Genomic DNA, 15401 nt, shown 5'->3' with positions numbered 1-15401 from the left:
AAATGAGGTGAACCAGTGAGCATTATCCAAGTGGAACGCTTATCCAAAAGCTTCAAATACTACGAAAAAGAATTGGGTTTCAAAAAATCGCTAAAAAATTTAGTGAAGCGGAAATCACTGATCAAAGAAGCGGTTAGCGAGATATCACTTGTAATCGAGCAAGGCGAGATGGTCGGGTTTTTAGGCCCGAACGGTTCCGGCAAAACAACTACGCTTAAGATGCTGTCCGGCATCTTGTATCCGACAAGCGGGCAAGCGACGGTATTAGGCTATGTCCCTTGGGAGCGAAAAAAAGAATTCAAGATGCAGTTCTCGATCGTGATGGGGCAGAAATCGCAGTTGTGGTGGGATTTACCGGCGAACGAATCGTTATACCTGAACAAATGCATTTATGAGGTCGAGGATAAGCCCTACAACCTTGTCCTGGATGAGCTTACGGAGATACTTGATGTTAAAGATCTGCTCAATATTCAGGTACGTAGGCTTTCGCTGGGGGAACGGATGAAGATGGAGTTAATTGCGTCGCTCATCCACCGGCCTAAGGTGATTTTTCTGGATGAGCCTACAATCGGACTCGATCTGATTTCGCAGAAGCGCATTCGGGAGTTCCTGAAGTATTATAACCAGCAGACGAAAGCAACGGTCATTCTGACAAGCCACTATATGGCGGATATTGAGGATTTATGCAAACGAACAATCATCATCAATCAAGGGAAGATCGTATACGACGGCGATCTTCGGCGTGTGAACGAGCTGTTTCATGCAAAAAAGATCATCAAGCTGCAATTTACGGACGAAGTGCCGAGGCAAGCGCTAAGCGACTATGGCGCTATCATGCAACATGACGGCATGAATGCCGTCATGGAGATCGATAAGCATGACCTTCAGCGGCTTTCCAAGATGATGCTGGACCGGTTCCCGATCCTCGATTTCACAGTTGAAGATATACCTGTCGAGCGAGGCATCGAAAGCTTGTATCAGAAAGATGGGGTCAGACATGAAAGCCTTACAGAAGTATAAAAGGACGTACATCCTTGCGCTTCAGAATGCGATGGAGTATCGGACCGATTTCTTTATGAGTATCATCAGCGGCGGCTTCATCATTCTCGTCCAATGCTTCCTCTGGACAGCCGTGTTTCGCAGTTCGCCGCAAGAGATTATTAATGGCTATACTTATTCACAGATCATCATTTATTCCGTGTTGTCCGGCGTCGTCTCCAAGCTGGTTTCTGCCGGCTTCGAAGGGGAAATCGCGAATGATATCAAGACGGGTGGACTGAGCAAATTTATCGCTCAGCCCATTCATTATTTCAGCTATCGGATATGCAATTTTTTCGGTGGGAAAACGGTTCAGATCGGGGTCGTCCTTGTCTTATTCGTCATACTGATGATCGTTTTTACTCAGATTTGGGGGTTTCAGCTTAGAGGGGTGCAGATCGTTATGTTCCTGGTCAGCATTCTGTTCGGACTGCTCATCAACTTCCTGCTTTTTTATTCGATTAGTGCTCTCGCGTTCATCATTACCGAGGTTTGGGGCGTTTATATCGCGTTCAACCAAGGCGTCTATCTGCTCAGTGGTGCCATCTTTCCACTTAATATTTTCGGAGATACGTTTGCCAGAATCTCCAGCTATTTACCGTTTCAATATGTCGTATTCTTCCCAGTTAACATCATCAATGGCAGCATGGCGATTCATGAAATCGTGCGCGGACTCCTCTTACAAGCGGTCTGGGTAATTGTTCTTATGATGATTTCGAAGTTGTCGTGGGATTCCGGGATGAGGAAATATGTAGCCGTTGGAGGTTAGATCTGTGAGTATCAGCTTGACGGAGTTTCGGAAGCATGTACGTATGTTCTTTATTTTCGCAAAGAACAGCTTGGTCGGTTACATGGAATACAAAGCGAATTTCTACTCCGGTTTGATCATGGAGACCGTATTTCTGTTTTCCAAGCTGATCTATATCTTGTTCGTTTTCCAGCTCGGGATCGAAATCAATGGCATTTCTCCTGACCAGATGTTGATCTTCACGGGGACCTATACGATTATGATCGCAATCTATACAGGACTGTTTATGGATAACTTTTATAGATTCGCCGGCCATATCCGCAACGGGACGCTGGACTTGTATATGACGAAGCCGCTTTCGCTGCAGTTCATGATTTCATTCCGGCACGTTAACTTCGCGTTTCCGATCCCGAACCTGATCGCCGGGATCACGATGATCGTACTGGCTTGGCGGCGTCTTGACATCGAGCCAAGCTTGATCCACGTGGCCGGATATATCGGCGTGATCTTGAGTAGCACGATCGTGACCTATTCAGTGCTTCTACTTCCGCAAATCCTTGCCTTCTGGACGGTGAAGTCCGGTTCGATCTTCGAAATACTCGACAAATGTTGGGATTTGAACAATATGCCGATGTACATATACCCCAAATGGCTGCGGAGAATAGGGCTGTATGTTGTGCCGATCTTGTTCATCACCAACATGCCGTCGGTTTATTTGATCGATCGATTGGACTTGTTCCTTGGGATATGGATTTTTGTAGCTCCCGTTATATCGCTTCTAGTGGTCAGGCTGTTCTGGAAGCTGGCCGTCAAACGCTATGAAAGCGCCAGCAGTTAGAGAAATGCCCTACAAACAAATTGTTGAGAAGGTGAATTGAATGAGCAAGACGGAGCATGAGCGTCATCCATTGCAGACAGAGGCCATTACAAAGAAACGGCTGCACAACGGGATTGAAATCTATCAAAACAACGAAGGAGAGACCGAGTTTCTCTACAACGAGATTTTCCACAAGGAGATGTATTTCAAGCACGGTATTACGCTTCCGGATCATGGCACGGTCCTGGACGTCGGGGCTAATATCGGCATGTTCAGCCTATATGTCAGCAGCAAGAGCGACTGCAGGGTGTATGCCTTTGAGCCACTGCCTCCGACGTTTAAACTCTTGAAGATGAATACGAGCTCGCTGCCTCGCGTAACGACGGTTAACGTCGGGCTTTCCAATGAGATCAAGGAAGCGGAGTTTGCCTATTTTCCTACGATGTCCACGGACTCTGTCCAGATCAAATACAGGGAGAACCACGATCAGGATCTCCGATACGGGTTAATCAACCATTACGAAGATAATTTCGCTGACCGGCGAATGCTAAACCGCTTTGTTGATCATCTTATGTCGCCGAAGCTTCTGAATGAACAAATCTATCGTTGCAAGCTAACTACGATATCCGAAATGATCCGTTTTTATGATCTGAACCAAATTGATCTGCTCAAAATCGACGTGGAAAAAAGTGAGTTCGAGGTGCTGGAAGGAATCGAACCGGAAGATTGGGGCAAAATCAGGCAAATTGTAATGGAGGTACACGGACTGGACGGAGAGCAGATCAGCAGGCTCGAGAACATCTTCCAAACCAACGGCTTCTATGCCGTGATCGATTACTACGCAGATTTGAATATACCAAATTACTATAATGTGTACGCGTTGAATCAAATGCATACGTCGGCTGGGTGATAGTCATGCTACAACATCTACATGCAAGGTTGGTATGCTCCAGCTGCAAGGGCGTGCTGGTCCAGTCGGAGGCATTGCTGCAATGCTGCAGCTGCGATGCGGTATATACGAACGATGACCGTTATGTATCGATGCTCGACCGGCGTGAGCAGTTTGTCCACCCTTCCGAATGGAGCCGGAAAGAGGCTGAAATTCGGGATTATAGCGAGATTTCGCACTCTCTTGCGTTGTCCGGTATAGGCCGATTCGCAACCTTCTTAAATTATGGTTACGTCCCGCACGGGAATGAGCAACATGCGGTGATTGAGCCCGACGATGCATGGAATAGAAACTCGGTCAAGCTGCTGCTTGAGACAGTGGGCAGGACGGCGATTCGGGAGCGGCAGATGATCGACATCGGATGCGGCAGGGGAGGGAACATAGCAGCTCTGTCTAAATATTTCAAGCCGCTGTCTATTGTCGGTCTCGACATCTGCCCGGCGAATATTGCCTATTGCAATGCCAAATCCCGAGGGGGTGAATCTTTTTATCTCGTCGGCGATGCGGAGAATATACCGTTTGCAGACGAGAGCTTCGATGTGGTGTTAAATATGGAATCCGCACATGCCTATCCGAACCGATCACGATTCTATGAAGAGGTGTACCGGATAATGAGAGTTGGCGGCGTATTTCTGTATACGGAGCTGATGCTGGGAGATCAGGTAGCGCAGAACATCAGGCTGTTAGAGGAAGCAGGCCTGTCTGTAATCCGCAATCAGGATGTGACTTCGAATGTTCTTCTATCATGTGATGAGAGTGCGAAGCAGCGTACTGGCACACAAGGGATTGCGAGCAACGCCAAAGCGAGCACGAATATTGGAGATATCAATGAATTCATCGCATTGCCCGGCTCGAAGAAATATGAAGAGATGAAGGCTGGAACGCGGCAATACCGTATGATGAACCTTGTTAAGAGGTAATATAGCCGTAATATCAACAATAATTTTAGTATAGGAGAAATATTGTATGGAAGAAATTATTTCCCTGGACACCTTTCAGCCCTTCGACGGCATGACAAAAATGTATCCTCATCATAATTTTCCTTATTTTAATTGCGGCTACAATTTGTTGTTAACGCTTGCCAGATATTTTAAAAAAGATGAGTTGCCGATTTTGAATAATGTTATTAGTATTTATAGATTTGATAAACAAAAAATACAAACAAGAGGATATTTCAAGTTAGAGGTGTTGGATCTTGAGGAGGGAGATCAAATCCTTGAGGAAATGGGGATCTCTATTCGTAAAAAATCCCCTGAACTAGATACGTTACAAGATGAGATCATAAACTCTATTTCAAGTGGTCATCCGATTTCCATATTTATTGATTTATTTTATCAACGCGGGAGAGACTTTTACTATAACAAAAAACATGGACTGCACCCTGTTTTTGTCTATGGCTTCAATCTTACGAACGAGGAAATATATACGGTTGATGATATTACAGAATACAGACAATATTCTCTGCCATTTTCAGAATTTAAATGGTCATGTATGACTTCGGAACACGTAAAGATGCCAGACTATTTTTGGGAATATGCGCTAGTGCCCCCCGGTAATCATGAGATCTTGAACAATAAGAATTTAGCACACACAACCATCAATACATTCGTAGAAAATATGTGCAGGTATCAAAATGAAATAACGGAAAGTTTGAATAATATACTGTTGTTGGCAGAAAATTACGAGCTCATTATAAAAAATGAAACGATTATAGAAACACTGAGCAGTACTATTTATAGAAAATGTTCTGAGAAATACAGGTTAAATACTCTCTATAAGTACAACATTGATCATATCAATGCAAAACATACGCTTGACCCGTTATTGGACCAAATTATTCATGACTGGAAGACAGTAAGGATCTATTCGAATAAAGCCATCATGTCCCAAAAGTTCACTGGGGAAATCATAGACAAGTGCATTGGTTTATTTACAAAAATATATACGAATGAAGTACATTTTCATAATCAATTATTTTTAATGTTAAAGGCTTTCAGGTAAAATCACATCTAATATTGCTAGAAATGAGCCGCATCAACAGGCATACTGTGCATGTGTCTTTTCATCGTATGAAAACCGCCGCCGCTGTCTGCATCAACACTTTAAACACAAACGGCTGAGATGCCGTTTTTTTTGTTTTGATTTTGTTACAGCACACTAGTCATGTGGAGTGTTACTCACTGTTGGTCAGGAAAGACTAATAGTTGAGATGTATTTCCCTATGAACTACCGTGTCCCGTTAGTTCAACGAGGCCGTCTTATCTTTCATTTATGACAGGTGATGATCTTGTAAAGATCTATGATTAATTCGGACAGAGGCTTTTTGAGCAAAATGTAAGGACTTTTTCTCAAATAATCCATATTATAAAGAAATGAAAAGCAATTCACAGCGTGTGTGGGCTCCAAATATAGGAGGGTCACAACGCAGAACACATTGGTTTTATGAAAGAGTAAGTGGAGAATATCTCATCGAACAGGCATATCTGACAAAAACAGAAAAAACTAAATTTCAGCTCGAAAATCCGAAAACTCAACTCATTGAAAAAACCTCTCTATCTAAGAGTGAAAATTCTTGGCTTAAAAAGCCAGATGTTGTATCCAAGGGGGCGCAATAGTTTTGCTTCTTTCGCAGATTACATCACAGAGTGGAACGATCTCTCTTTTCCTGGCGCAACATGCGGATCAGGTATACGGGGTGGAGATCGTGCCCAAAGCGATTGAAGATGCGCGTAGTAATGCGATGCTGAACGAGATGCGTAACGTCAAGTTCGAAGTTGGTGCTTCCGAGGACGTTATTCCATGCTGGAAAGAACAAGGCATTGAAGCCCACGTGATCGTTGTTGATCCACCGCGCAAGGGCTGTGATCCACTTTTACTTGAAACGATCCTGGAGATGAAGCCAGAGCGAGTGGTGTATGTGAGCTGTAATCCGAGTACGTTGGCACGTGATCTTCGTGTGCTTGAGGATGGTGGATATCGCACGGTTGAGGTAACGCCGGTGGATATGTTCCCACATACGGTGCATGTGGATAGTGTAGCGATGTTGGTTAGGGTGTAGTGTTTTGAAGCTACATTTACCTGTTTTAATAAATTACTTTGCCCGAAGCTTCTAAAGCTCGGGCTATAGTTGTTATAACCATTAGTAGAGTTGATGTTGGTCTGAACAATATCAAGTTTTCCAGTTTATCCTTTTTCAATAGCTTTGTGTTGTTGCTCAGTGTTTGCAAATGCCTCAGTAAGACGTGGTGAAGGTATACCTAACTTTTTTGCTTCTCTCACAACTTCAAGTACTGCAAAACCGGCTTTACTATTGTTGTATTCAATGAAAAGTCGCGGTAAGCTGCCCTTTGTAAAAATAACCTTGTTAAACAGCGTGCCGAGAAGTGCTGATGGAATTTTGGTCAACAGTAGAGTAATCGCGTCCATCTTTGCGCCTCTTGCTTTAAGTACAGGTGCCATTTCCCGCATATTCTTACCAACATTTGCGAATGAGTCACGATGATTCATAAGTGCTGGAAAACTTCCCCGTTTTAACACCTCGGTCTCCATCGCCGCATTCACGGCAAAGTGATTCCATAGCCAGCTTTGCATATCCTTTATCCAATTGATTTTAAAATGGGCGCTTTCAAATAGTTCTTTGACCTTGTTGTTTATCTGTTCCGTGCCTACACGTGGTTTTTCCAGAAATATCGTTTTTAAGAAGCCGCCCCTAAGCTTATTGTCCTCAATGCCGCCTCCTGCTCCTGGGAAACCAAAGACAACATTGTTCATAGACAAGGGCAAGATCGATGATTTTAAATCCTGCCAAATATTATTGAATATAAGGATCGGGGTGTTACCCGCGGTAGTCGATAGTAATTGTGCTGCTTCGGGAAGTTGTTTCGTGTTGACACTCGCAATAATAAGATCGTAATTTGGGCTTATCTCCTCATGCAGCTTGACTTTCCAGTTTTCCTTGATTAACCGTTTCGCTCTTCGTGCGTCCCACATTTCAAGCGCTATATGACTTCCGAAGGTTTCTTTTCTCCCTTTTCTAACGTAAAACTCAACGGTGTGGCCTGCCTTTTCGAAAGCCCACGCGTATTGGGTTGATATTACACCTCTACCGAAAAATAAAATTCTCATCTTAGCCTCCTAATAATCAATATTCATCCTTGTTGATGATCCAACAACGTGTTGTATAATATTATTGTATTGATTCACTATACGGTCATCAACCATCAGATTTTTAATATCTGTCGGATAATTGATCGAACAGCAAACGGAGGCAAATAATGAAAAAGCAACCTGAAATTACGGACAAAACAAGGCAGACATTCATAAATGTATTCTGCGATTTATATAGCCAAAAACCCATCGAAAAAATATCTATTCAAGAGATTGCTAACCAATCAGGATATAATCGGAGTACATTTTATCAATACTTTACAGATATCTATGAGTTGTTGGACTGCGTTGAAGAGCGTATTTTGAAATCCATTAAGGAGGAAATGGCAGGCAGAGAGTTTTCTACACATACTATTCAAGATGCACTTCAATGCTTAGAAAATGCAGAGGAGATTTCAGTTCTTAAAGCTATATTGGGCGACTATGGTTCTGTTCATTTTGTGGAACGCTTGAAAAGAGAAATTCCCTTTGAGCGATTGATTGTGGATTTTCCAACAGATGATGTCTTGGCACCATATATCATTGAGTTTTACATTTCAACATTAATATCTATGTTTCGTCTTTGGATACGCAACGACAAAGATCTATCGTCGGAGGAATTGATCAAACTGATCGATAGTCTATTTTCAAAGGGGATAACACCGTATCATATCTTTGGCACGGTCAATCCGCAGCGTTCTGGAGTGTAGCGATGATGGTTAGAAAGCTAAACATAAACAGAAGGGGTTCGAGAATTTATACATAATTCTCGAACCCCTTCTTGTCTTTGTTTCAATATCATCCATTAATTATAGTAGTCTAATACACATGCACACCCGCACCAAGCACGGATTTGTTTTGTACGGAATTACCGGATAGATATACCTTTTTCAGATCAGGCAGCTGGCTTAGGGTCTCGATATTGGAAATGGCATTGTTCTCGAGATGAAGCTCTTCTATGGCCTGCCAGTTACTCATGAATTCGAGAGAAGCCAAGTTGCTGTCTTGCAGAGTGAAGGAACGTAGAGCGGACATTTTGGCAAAGTAAGGCATCATTTGATCAATTTCAGTAACAGAGGTATTGTTCATGCTAAAATATGACTGGTTTAAGATCAAATGTTCAAGTACGCTGTTCTCCGCGGCCGCCTTTTGTTCAAAGTTCAGCCTACACTCGGAGCACACCAAAGATTTCACTTGCTTCAAACGAAATAGGGCATCGCTTTCCTTGAACAGTGACGAGTCGTAAATGTTTAAAGTCTCTAGGCGGGACAAGCCGTCCAGGGTGGCAAGACGGGTTATTTCATCGATCTCCCAGAGCGAGAGTTGCTCCAGTTTCGGGAATTTCCCCAGCGCAGCCAAGTTCAATTCCCCACTTCCGCCACGGAGTGTCAGACTGGTTGTAGCCGGGGCCTTTAGCCCGGGGAGAAAGGAGCTTGGAATTTCCACTCGCTCTACTTTAGGCAGTGTCAGCGCTTCCGCATTCTCGTAGTAGCCGGACAACGTTAATTCCCGCAAAGAGGGCAGACTGTTTATGGCCTTTACGGAGCCAAGCTCACTTAGAGAAGCCAGGCGTAGTGTAGTAATAGAGTTTTTGCCGGTCAAGCGCTCCAGACTGGAGAAGTTTACATTTTCAATATCTAACGTTTGTAGAGCAGGCATATTTTGCACAAAGTCGATGGACTTTACATTCGTTAAATAGGACAACTGAAGCTCCTGAAGCTGGGTCAAGGCATACAGCGGCTGCAGGTCTGTGGTTTCACTGTACTGTATAGACAAGGATGATAACCCGGTCATGGACGACAACCATCCGAGTTCATCGACAAAGGTGAGCGACAGGGACTTGATTGGCAATTGGTTTAACAAGTGAAAATCTGTTACGGACTCATCCACATAGGTAATGGATAAAGAGTTCAGATTGGGGAATTCCAGCAACATAGCCAATTCCTGATTGCTGCGAAGCTGAGTGGTAAGCTCCGTAATTTTAGACTTGTCGCCAAAGTAGCCCGAAAATGTACTGAAGGATTCGTTAAAAGCGCCAGCATAACTTTTTAATCCCGGCATATGGGCCAGAGTGGTTTGGTCCGTCTGGGATATTTCATAGGTATTCGTCAGGTCCAATGCCGTCAGTCCCTTAAAAGCTTCAAAATCTCGCTGATCAATCCGCTGGCTATTCAGTTTCTTGTCCTGAGTAATATAAGTGATCTTCTCGGCCTGTTCATCGCTGAAGGGATCGGAGAGGCTATATGTAAACTTCCACTGATCATTCTCCGAATGCTCTACGGTTAAATAGCGAATACGAGCCAATTCCTCCTCTGTTGGCAAGGCGGACCCTTTATCGAAGATATCTCGCAAAAATGAGAGCAGAACCTCGCTTTCGGGCATCTTTCGCACAGACAGATTGGCTTCTGTTTTTGGATGGGTGGGGCTATTACTATAATAAAAATATGTACCGATCGCGCCAGTTAGGACTAACATCAGTATCAGCATTACCTTTACGTAGGCAGTCTGCTTCAGCGGTGCTTTAGGGGGTGTTCCGTGGTAATGATTAATGGTCTGGTCTACGTAATAGACATGATTTTGCTTCAATAAAAGTTCTGTTTCACAATAGGGACACTTTAAAACCTCATCCTTCTTGTATTCAATTCTTCCGTTGCAATTGGGGCAGTTTAGCGGGATAAACGCCACGAATGTCCCCTCCTTCATTATGATGGTCATAAGATCATGCTGAACGGTCATTTGATTTCATTATACCTTGTGAATTTACGTTTGATGAGAGAAAGAAGTTTCACATAACGAAGGAGCAGGGGAATCCTGCTCCTTTTTGATCTTTTTTTAATATGGTCAGGTGGTAGGTCTTATTAAATAAATCATCAAGCAATAGATGTAATCGGATGTTTAACGTGCACAGGGTAGAGATGTTCACCATGAGTTCTTACAAATAAACCTTCATTGGTGATCGAACTTTTTAGAACGATATCATCTGTTGCATCTGGAGTGAAATGAAAGGTTACTTTCTCTGTATCTTCATCTGCAATCTTATCCAAGATATCTTTCATATTCATTTCGTTTAAGCTAACAACGTCGAAGAGCTCAATATGATTGTCTTCTTTCTGATAAATAACAATGACGTTTTCGTTTTCCAAGTAATAAATATCATCACTAAAGACATTCAGGCAATAAAACATGAGTATTCCTTGAGCATGATGGGTTGCGAAATGCTGAGAAACAGGCAATCTTTCCGATGCCAATTTTTGAATAAGACGTAAATCCTCCGCGTTAGTTACATTTAGTTTTCGGATGTTCGCAGGCTCAGGTGATTTTTTTACCGTATAATTCATTGAAAAAAGGTGTTCTTCCACAGGCTTAAACCCGAATTTGGGGTAAAAATCAAGCACCGATTCATTGGCAAAAAGGTACATGTAATCGTACATGTTCTCGTACTCCTCTAAAACTTTATTCATTAAACGTGTAGAGAGTCCTTTCCCCCGATAATCAGGATGTGTCATCACCGTGCCGATTTGAATCGCTTTTTTCTTCTCACCGTGAATGATGAGCTCAAGGATGTTAACAGAAACGTTGGCAATAACCTGGTCTCCATCGACATATGAATAAGGGATGTAACGCTCGCCCCAGTATCCTTGTTGATACCAATCTTCAAAATTGATATCAAACGTGTTGATAGCAAGCTCGAAAAAACTCTTGCGCAGTACTTCATTGTTTTTATAATTCTTCATAAATATTAATTCTTGCATGGTATTCTCCCCTTAATCCTCAAAAATGACTGTTTGTAAAGTGGTACGATCCCGTATTTAACTATGTAAAGTATGATTACAGGTGACAATTACAGGTGACAAAAATCCTCTTTTAACAACGCGTTTTAAACAAACTTGGCGATGTTATTTAAGCAGGAGTTTTAACAAGAGAAAGTGGAGTTTGATATGGAAAGAGACGCGAGCGAATTCGCGTCTTCTTTTTTGCATGCTTTATAGGATATGCTTAAATGCAATTGCGTCAGTGAACTGTTTTTCACTATTGAAAATCTTGGTCCATCAATTTACGGCAAAATGTACGATTGCACTATATAACATCTTGTTGCGAAAAGGGTCAAACGTTACTTGATGCTGAACTTGCTTCACGCGCAGCATTAATGCTTTGTTCATTCCGATTCGTTCTTCGATCGCTCGTTCCAGTTCACGGAAGTCATAAGCCTGCAAGCATTCGACTTTGTCTTTGATCATATCCAGTGAAATTTCCATATATCATCCAGGCCTCCTTAAAATCTCGATTTGCAGGTTAAAAGCCTGTCGAGCTTCATTTTAGAGGAGCTTTTCCAGTTCGGCAAGAGCAATCGGGCTGAAAATCTAATAAAGACGTGATAAAATCGGGAAAGGGCAATTTTGAAATCATCGAAGTTCCGTTAATCTGAAGATCTAATGGAAGTAATAACAGATACTGCTGTTTGAAGGAAGTTCATTCGCATGGTATAAGTGAAGAAGCAAGGACAGCATAATGTGAATTGCAACGAAACTGCGAATGATCATGTAAATGATAGCAAGCAGATGTATGAGTTACGAGTTTTACTATTTTAACTATTAAATGAGGACAAAGACTGTCCTGGAAGGTATAGAGGAGCTTTTGAGATGACAAAGGAAAACTTTTGGCGTGAATTGCCACGACCATTTTTTATACTGGCACCCATGGAAGATGTGACGGATGTGGTGTTTCGGCATGTCGTAGGTGAAGCGGGAAGACCAGACGTGTTTTTTACGGAGTTTGCGAATACAGAGAGTTATTGTCACCCGGAGGGGCACCATAGTGTGCGCGGGCGTTTGACGTTTACAGCGGATGAACAGCCGATTGTGGCTCATATCTGGGGAGATAAACCGGAATTCTTTCGTGAGATGAGTATCGGTATGGCAAAGGAAGGCTTTAAAGGCATCGATATCAATATGGGTTGTCCGGTAGCGAATGTAGCCGAGAATGGAAAAGGAAGTGGATTGATCTGCCGGCCAGCCCTTGCGGCGGAGATTATTCAGGCGGCGAAAGCCGGGGGGCTGCCGGTCAGTGTAAAAACGCGTCTCGGATTTACTGAGGTAGACGAATGGCGTGACTGGTTAACCCATATCTTGCAACAGGACATTGTGAATCTGTCCATTCACCTGCGGACGAGAGAAGAAATGAGTAAAGTAGACGCTCACTGGGAGCTCATTCCGGAGATTAAGAAACTTCGTGATGAGATAGCGCCCAATACACTGCTGACGATTAACGGGGATATTCCTGACCGTGAGACAGGCCTGAGACTCGTGGAGCAATATGGCGTGGATGGTATTATGATTGGACGCGGTATTTTCCAGAATCCGTTTGCTTTTGAGAAGGAGCCAAAGGAACACAGCAGCACGGAATTGCTTGATTTGCTACGGCTGCATTTGGATCTCCATGATCAATATTCCGAGCTTGAACCACGTTCGTTCAGCCCGCTGGCCCGTTTTTTCAAAATCTATGTTCGTGGCTTCCGCGGTGCTAGTGAGCTGAGAAACAGCTTGATGAACGCCAAAACCACTTCTAAAGTACGCGAATTGCTCAATGAGTTTGAAAGCAATGAACAGGTAGAGTAGAGTAAGACGTAATCATGGATACGGAGTATAATTTAGATAGATTTAATAGAAAAAAGAAGCGGTAACTTTTCCGCTTCTTTTTTGCTTTGCTGTTTAACGCGTATACGCAGGTTTCTCCATAGCGACCGGCTGAGGATTGGCAAGTACCCATAACACAGCCAACTCGGATAATCTGGCAGGCGCATCAAAATCGTATCCATTGTGAAGTCTGCTGACCAAGTCTGCTGCCTCTTGGAGAAGTGCGGGGGCGAGTGGCGCACCAGAGCCCAGGTGACGAATCAGTGCATCCAGCATCTTGCGATACTCCGCATCCCAGTTTCCACCGCCATTATCCAATACTTCATGGGATACACGTCCTGTTATGCGGATGACCTCTCCCTGCACCGTTTGAGCGTGGCCTTGGGCCGGAATGAGATATTCCCACAGCTCTTGGTGCTGTTTGGTCCAAGTGGTTGCCTTTACCTGAATGGGGGAAGTCCCATCGTGCATGATCCGATTCGCTACCGGTTCGACATCAAATAACTGGTACAGTTTGATCAGTGCATCTGAAACTTCATCGACCTTGTCCTTATTGAACTTCTCACGGACGAATTCAAAATCCTTACCGATCCGCTTCACAGACTCTTTCATTTCCGAGGTGACTGCTGCACCAGCATCCAGCAGAATTGCTGAAATTTTCGACATACTGACTATATCGCTATTCCTGCAATTGGCTAACCCCTTAGCTAATGGCGTATTTCCCTGTTTATTTTCTACGCTAATCGTAGCGCCTTGGTTTACCAACTCTTGAACCACTTTGGTTCGATACCCATTGACCGCTGCATGTAACGGTGTTTCATTTTGGTAATCCACAGCGTCCAGATCCGCACCTAATTCAAGGAACAGGGGTACATTTCCTGACCAGTGTGAGGCATGGGCATGTAAAGGCGTGCGTTGATATTTGTCGCGTGCATTAATGTCTGCTCCTTGCGCTACCAGCCAGCGGACCAATTCATCCGAAATATGCCGAAAGCTGAGGGCCGTACCTTTGCTATAACCCCCACGTGCATCCCATTCGCATTGCTCGAAAATTTCTTTTACGGTAGCGATATCATTATCTTTAACGAGTTTTTCCATATGAGCAGGTAAGGTTGCTTCCTTCGTAGCCATTACACTCTTCCTCTCCTTTGTGAATAACAACGTATGTTCCAATGGTAGGCTATGACGATTTAATAGTAAGTAGATAATTTTCTGCAATTTTATCACATAGGGGATTTTAAAACCAATAACTGGGTTTCTTCCATCATCAATTTGGTTTGCTATGTTATAATTTAGATGAATGTTGATACTGGAGACGGATTGAAAAATATTTGAAATGATCGCCGCAATTCATGCGGTAGGCTTTTGATAATAGGAGGATCTATGTCCTGGAGTAAATTGAAGCAACAACTGGAGAGTTTTCTTAGTCCTGCGTTAGTTGGAAGGGTGGAGTACCGTGCCACCAGCTATAGCTATTCACCTGATAAATCAGGCAATTGTTATATTACTGTAGATAAAAAGAATGTACTCAACATGAGTGATACTACAACCCCAATTCGATGGTATCAGTCAGAGCAGGAGATCAAGAGCGACCCCGAAATCATGATTCCTGTGAGCGATGAAGAGATTGAAGCTATCAGAAAAGATTCCAAAGGACCCATTCCCGAGGATCGTCTTCAAGTCATGGCAAGAAGTAGAAAAATCTCCGTACATGCCAAAGAGCTTTTGTTGGCTCAGACCGCACTTAGTAAATCGAATTTTACCGTTGCAGCTACGACGTATTTATCAACTTCTATAGAGGATAATCTGGAGAGCAAGGATATCTTATTTAATATTCTGGCTTTAATGGACAGACGAGTTGGCAAAAAGAGAATTCTGAACATGTCGGAGCAGGTCAAATTAAAGCATCCAGCGGTACAATATTTTTATGAACTGCGTCGTCGTACGGTGTGAAATTGAATAACGTTCATGGATAGAGGTACACTGTGTCGGTGACGGTTTCACTGAAATCTGTCTAATAAGTGGATATAGCTTTTAACTATAACCAGTTATGGTTTTTAAGTATCCCTT

General features: G+C 43.2%; 15 protein-coding genes and 1 pseudogene. 11 read left to right on the top strand and 5 right to left on the bottom strand.

Annotation, left to right across the window (positions count from 1 at the left end; translation table 11 throughout):
- Positions 1-15 precede the first annotated feature (15 nt).
- From MKY28_RS22020 to MKY28_RS21985, 8 genes and pseudogenes are all read left to right on the top strand, one after another.
- Complete coding sequence (locus MKY28_RS22020; RefSeq protein WP_340937022.1) at positions 16-1020, top strand: ABC transporter ATP-binding protein; 1005 nt, start codon at positions 16-18, stop codon at positions 1018-1020.
- On the top strand, positions 998-1807 hold the full coding sequence (locus MKY28_RS22015; RefSeq protein ID WP_017690646.1) for an ABC transporter permease: 810 nt from the start codon (positions 998-1000) through the stop codon (positions 1805-1807). Before MKY28_RS22020 ends, MKY28_RS22015 begins: the two co-directional genes overlap by 23 nt.
- 4 nt (positions 1808-1811) lie before the next feature.
- Positions 1812-2624 (top strand): ABC transporter permease, encoded by an 813-nt coding sequence (locus tag MKY28_RS22010; protein ID WP_017690645.1) that lies wholly within the window; start codon positions 1812-1814, stop codon positions 2622-2624.
- A 40-nt stretch (positions 2625-2664) separates the two neighbouring features.
- Positions 2665-3513: an FkbM family methyltransferase gene (locus tag MKY28_RS22005; protein ID WP_339197009.1), complete on the top strand. Its 849-nt coding sequence runs from the start codon at positions 2665-2667 to the stop codon at positions 3511-3513.
- 5 nt (positions 3514-3518) lie between these two features.
- Positions 3519-4472, top strand: coding sequence for a class I SAM-dependent methyltransferase (locus MKY28_RS22000; protein WP_340937021.1), 954 nt, complete (start codon positions 3519-3521; stop codon positions 4470-4472).
- Between the two features lie 46 nt (positions 4473-4518).
- Positions 4519-5553, top strand: a complete 1035-nt coding sequence (locus MKY28_RS21995) for a hypothetical protein (protein ID WP_340937019.1) — start codon at positions 4519-4521, stop codon at positions 5551-5553.
- A gap of 371 nt (positions 5554-5924) precedes the next feature.
- Positions 5925-6167 carry an AIPR family protein gene (locus tag MKY28_RS21990; protein WP_340937017.1) on the top strand — a complete coding sequence of 81 codons (243 nt, stop codon included), beginning with the start codon at positions 5925-5927 and terminating at the stop codon, positions 6165-6167.
- 32 nt (positions 6168-6199) lie between these two features.
- Positions 6200-6610, top strand: a pseudogene (locus tag MKY28_RS21985) (class I SAM-dependent RNA methyltransferase); the annotation flags it as partial.
- 125 nt (positions 6611-6735) lie between these two features.
- Here the strand turns inward: MKY28_RS21985 and MKY28_RS21980 are convergent.
- Entirely contained in the window at positions 6736-7677 is a 942-nt protein-coding gene (locus MKY28_RS21980) for a ketopantoate reductase family protein (protein WP_101314752.1), read from the bottom strand.
- Between the two features lie 149 nt (positions 7678-7826).
- Here MKY28_RS21980 and MKY28_RS21975 point away from each other — a divergent pair, with 149 nt between their 5' ends.
- On the top strand, positions 7827-8408 hold the full coding sequence (locus tag MKY28_RS21975) for a TetR/AcrR family transcriptional regulator (protein WP_017690637.1): 582 nt from the start codon (positions 7827-7829) through the stop codon (positions 8406-8408).
- Between the two features lie 109 nt (positions 8409-8517).
- On the opposite strand, the gene MKY28_RS21970 is transcribed toward MKY28_RS21975, so the two are convergent.
- The 3 genes from MKY28_RS21970 to MKY28_RS21960 form a co-directional block, all read right to left on the bottom strand.
- Positions 8518-10173, bottom strand: coding sequence for a leucine-rich repeat domain-containing protein (locus tag MKY28_RS21970; RefSeq protein WP_340937015.1), 1656 nt, complete (start codon positions 10171-10173; stop codon positions 8518-8520).
- 395 nt (positions 10174-10568) lie between these two features.
- Entirely contained in the window at positions 10569-11432 is an 864-nt protein-coding gene (locus MKY28_RS21965; RefSeq protein WP_340937014.1) for a GNAT family N-acetyltransferase, read from the bottom strand.
- A gap of 315 nt (positions 11433-11747) precedes the next feature.
- A complete protein-coding gene (locus MKY28_RS21960; protein WP_076329555.1) occupies positions 11748-11954 on the bottom strand; it encodes a DUF2536 family protein in 207 nt (68 codons plus the stop codon).
- A gap of 384 nt (positions 11955-12338) precedes the next feature.
- Here MKY28_RS21960 and MKY28_RS21955 point away from each other — a divergent pair, with 384 nt between their 5' ends.
- A complete protein-coding gene (locus MKY28_RS21955; RefSeq protein WP_340937013.1) occupies positions 12339-13313 on the top strand; it encodes a tRNA dihydrouridine synthase in 975 nt (324 codons plus the stop codon).
- Between the two features lie 93 nt (positions 13314-13406).
- Here the strand turns inward: MKY28_RS21955 and MKY28_RS21950 are convergent, their stop codons facing one another.
- Positions 13407-14462, bottom strand: coding sequence for an ankyrin repeat domain-containing protein (locus tag MKY28_RS21950; RefSeq protein ID WP_340937012.1), 1056 nt, complete (start codon positions 14460-14462; stop codon positions 13407-13409).
- 252 nt (positions 14463-14714) lie between these two features.
- On the opposite strand from MKY28_RS21950, the gene MKY28_RS21945 reads away from it, so the two are divergent.
- Positions 14715-15284 (top strand): SF0329 family protein, encoded by a 570-nt coding sequence (locus MKY28_RS21945; RefSeq protein WP_036668348.1) that lies wholly within the window; start codon positions 14715-14717, stop codon positions 15282-15284.
- Positions 15285-15401: the final 117 nt, after the last annotated feature.

Origin of the sequence: Paenibacillus sp. FSL R5-0473 (assembly GCF_038004565.1) — a bacterium.
Lineage (GTDB): Bacteria > Bacillota > Bacilli > Paenibacillales > Paenibacillaceae > Paenibacillus > Paenibacillus amylolyticus.
Note: the sequence above shows the minus strand (reverse complement) of the source record. Positions and strands in the feature narration are given on the sequence as shown.

Excerpts from the sequence above, each read along its gene's own strand:
- MKY28_RS21960 (WP_076329555.1), bottom strand. The coding sequence starts at position 11,954 with ATGGAAATTTCACTGGATATGATCAAAGACAAAGTCGAATGCTTGCAG.
- MKY28_RS21950 (WP_340937012.1), bottom strand. The coding sequence starts at position 14,462 with ATGGCTACGAAGGAAGCAACCTTACCTGCTCATATGGAAAAACTCGTT.
- MKY28_RS22005 (WP_339197009.1), top strand. The coding sequence starts at position 2,665 with ATGAGCAAGACGGAGCATGAGCGTCATCCATTGCAGACAGAGGCCATT.
- MKY28_RS21955 (WP_340937013.1), top strand. The coding sequence starts at position 12,339 with ATGACAAAGGAAAACTTTTGGCGTGAATTGCCACGACCATTTTTTATA.
- MKY28_RS21980 (WP_101314752.1), bottom strand. The coding sequence starts at position 7,677 with ATGAGAATTTTATTTTTCGGTAGAGGTGTAATATCAACCCAATACGCG.
- MKY28_RS21970 (WP_340937015.1), bottom strand. The coding sequence starts at position 10,173 with ATGTTAGTCCTAACTGGCGCGATCGGTACATATTTTTATTATAGTAAT.
- MKY28_RS21945 (WP_036668348.1), top strand. The coding sequence starts at position 14,715 with ATGTCCTGGAGTAAATTGAAGCAACAACTGGAGAGTTTTCTTAGTCCT.
- MKY28_RS21975 (WP_017690637.1), top strand. The coding sequence starts at position 7,827 with ATGAAAAAGCAACCTGAAATTACGGACAAAACAAGGCAGACATTCATA.
- MKY28_RS22000 (WP_340937021.1), top strand. The coding sequence starts at position 3,519 with ATGCTACAACATCTACATGCAAGGTTGGTATGCTCCAGCTGCAAGGGC.
- MKY28_RS21990 (WP_340937017.1), top strand. The coding sequence starts at position 5,925 with ATGAAAAGCAATTCACAGCGTGTGTGGGCTCCAAATATAGGAGGGTCA.
- MKY28_RS21995 (WP_340937019.1), top strand. The coding sequence starts at position 4,519 with ATGGAAGAAATTATTTCCCTGGACACCTTTCAGCCCTTCGACGGCATG.
- MKY28_RS22015 (WP_017690646.1), top strand. The coding sequence starts at position 998 with ATGAAAGCCTTACAGAAGTATAAAAGGACGTACATCCTTGCGCTTCAG.
- MKY28_RS21965 (WP_340937014.1), bottom strand. The coding sequence starts at position 11,432 with ATGAAGAATTATAAAAACAATGAAGTACTGCGCAAGAGTTTTTTCGAG.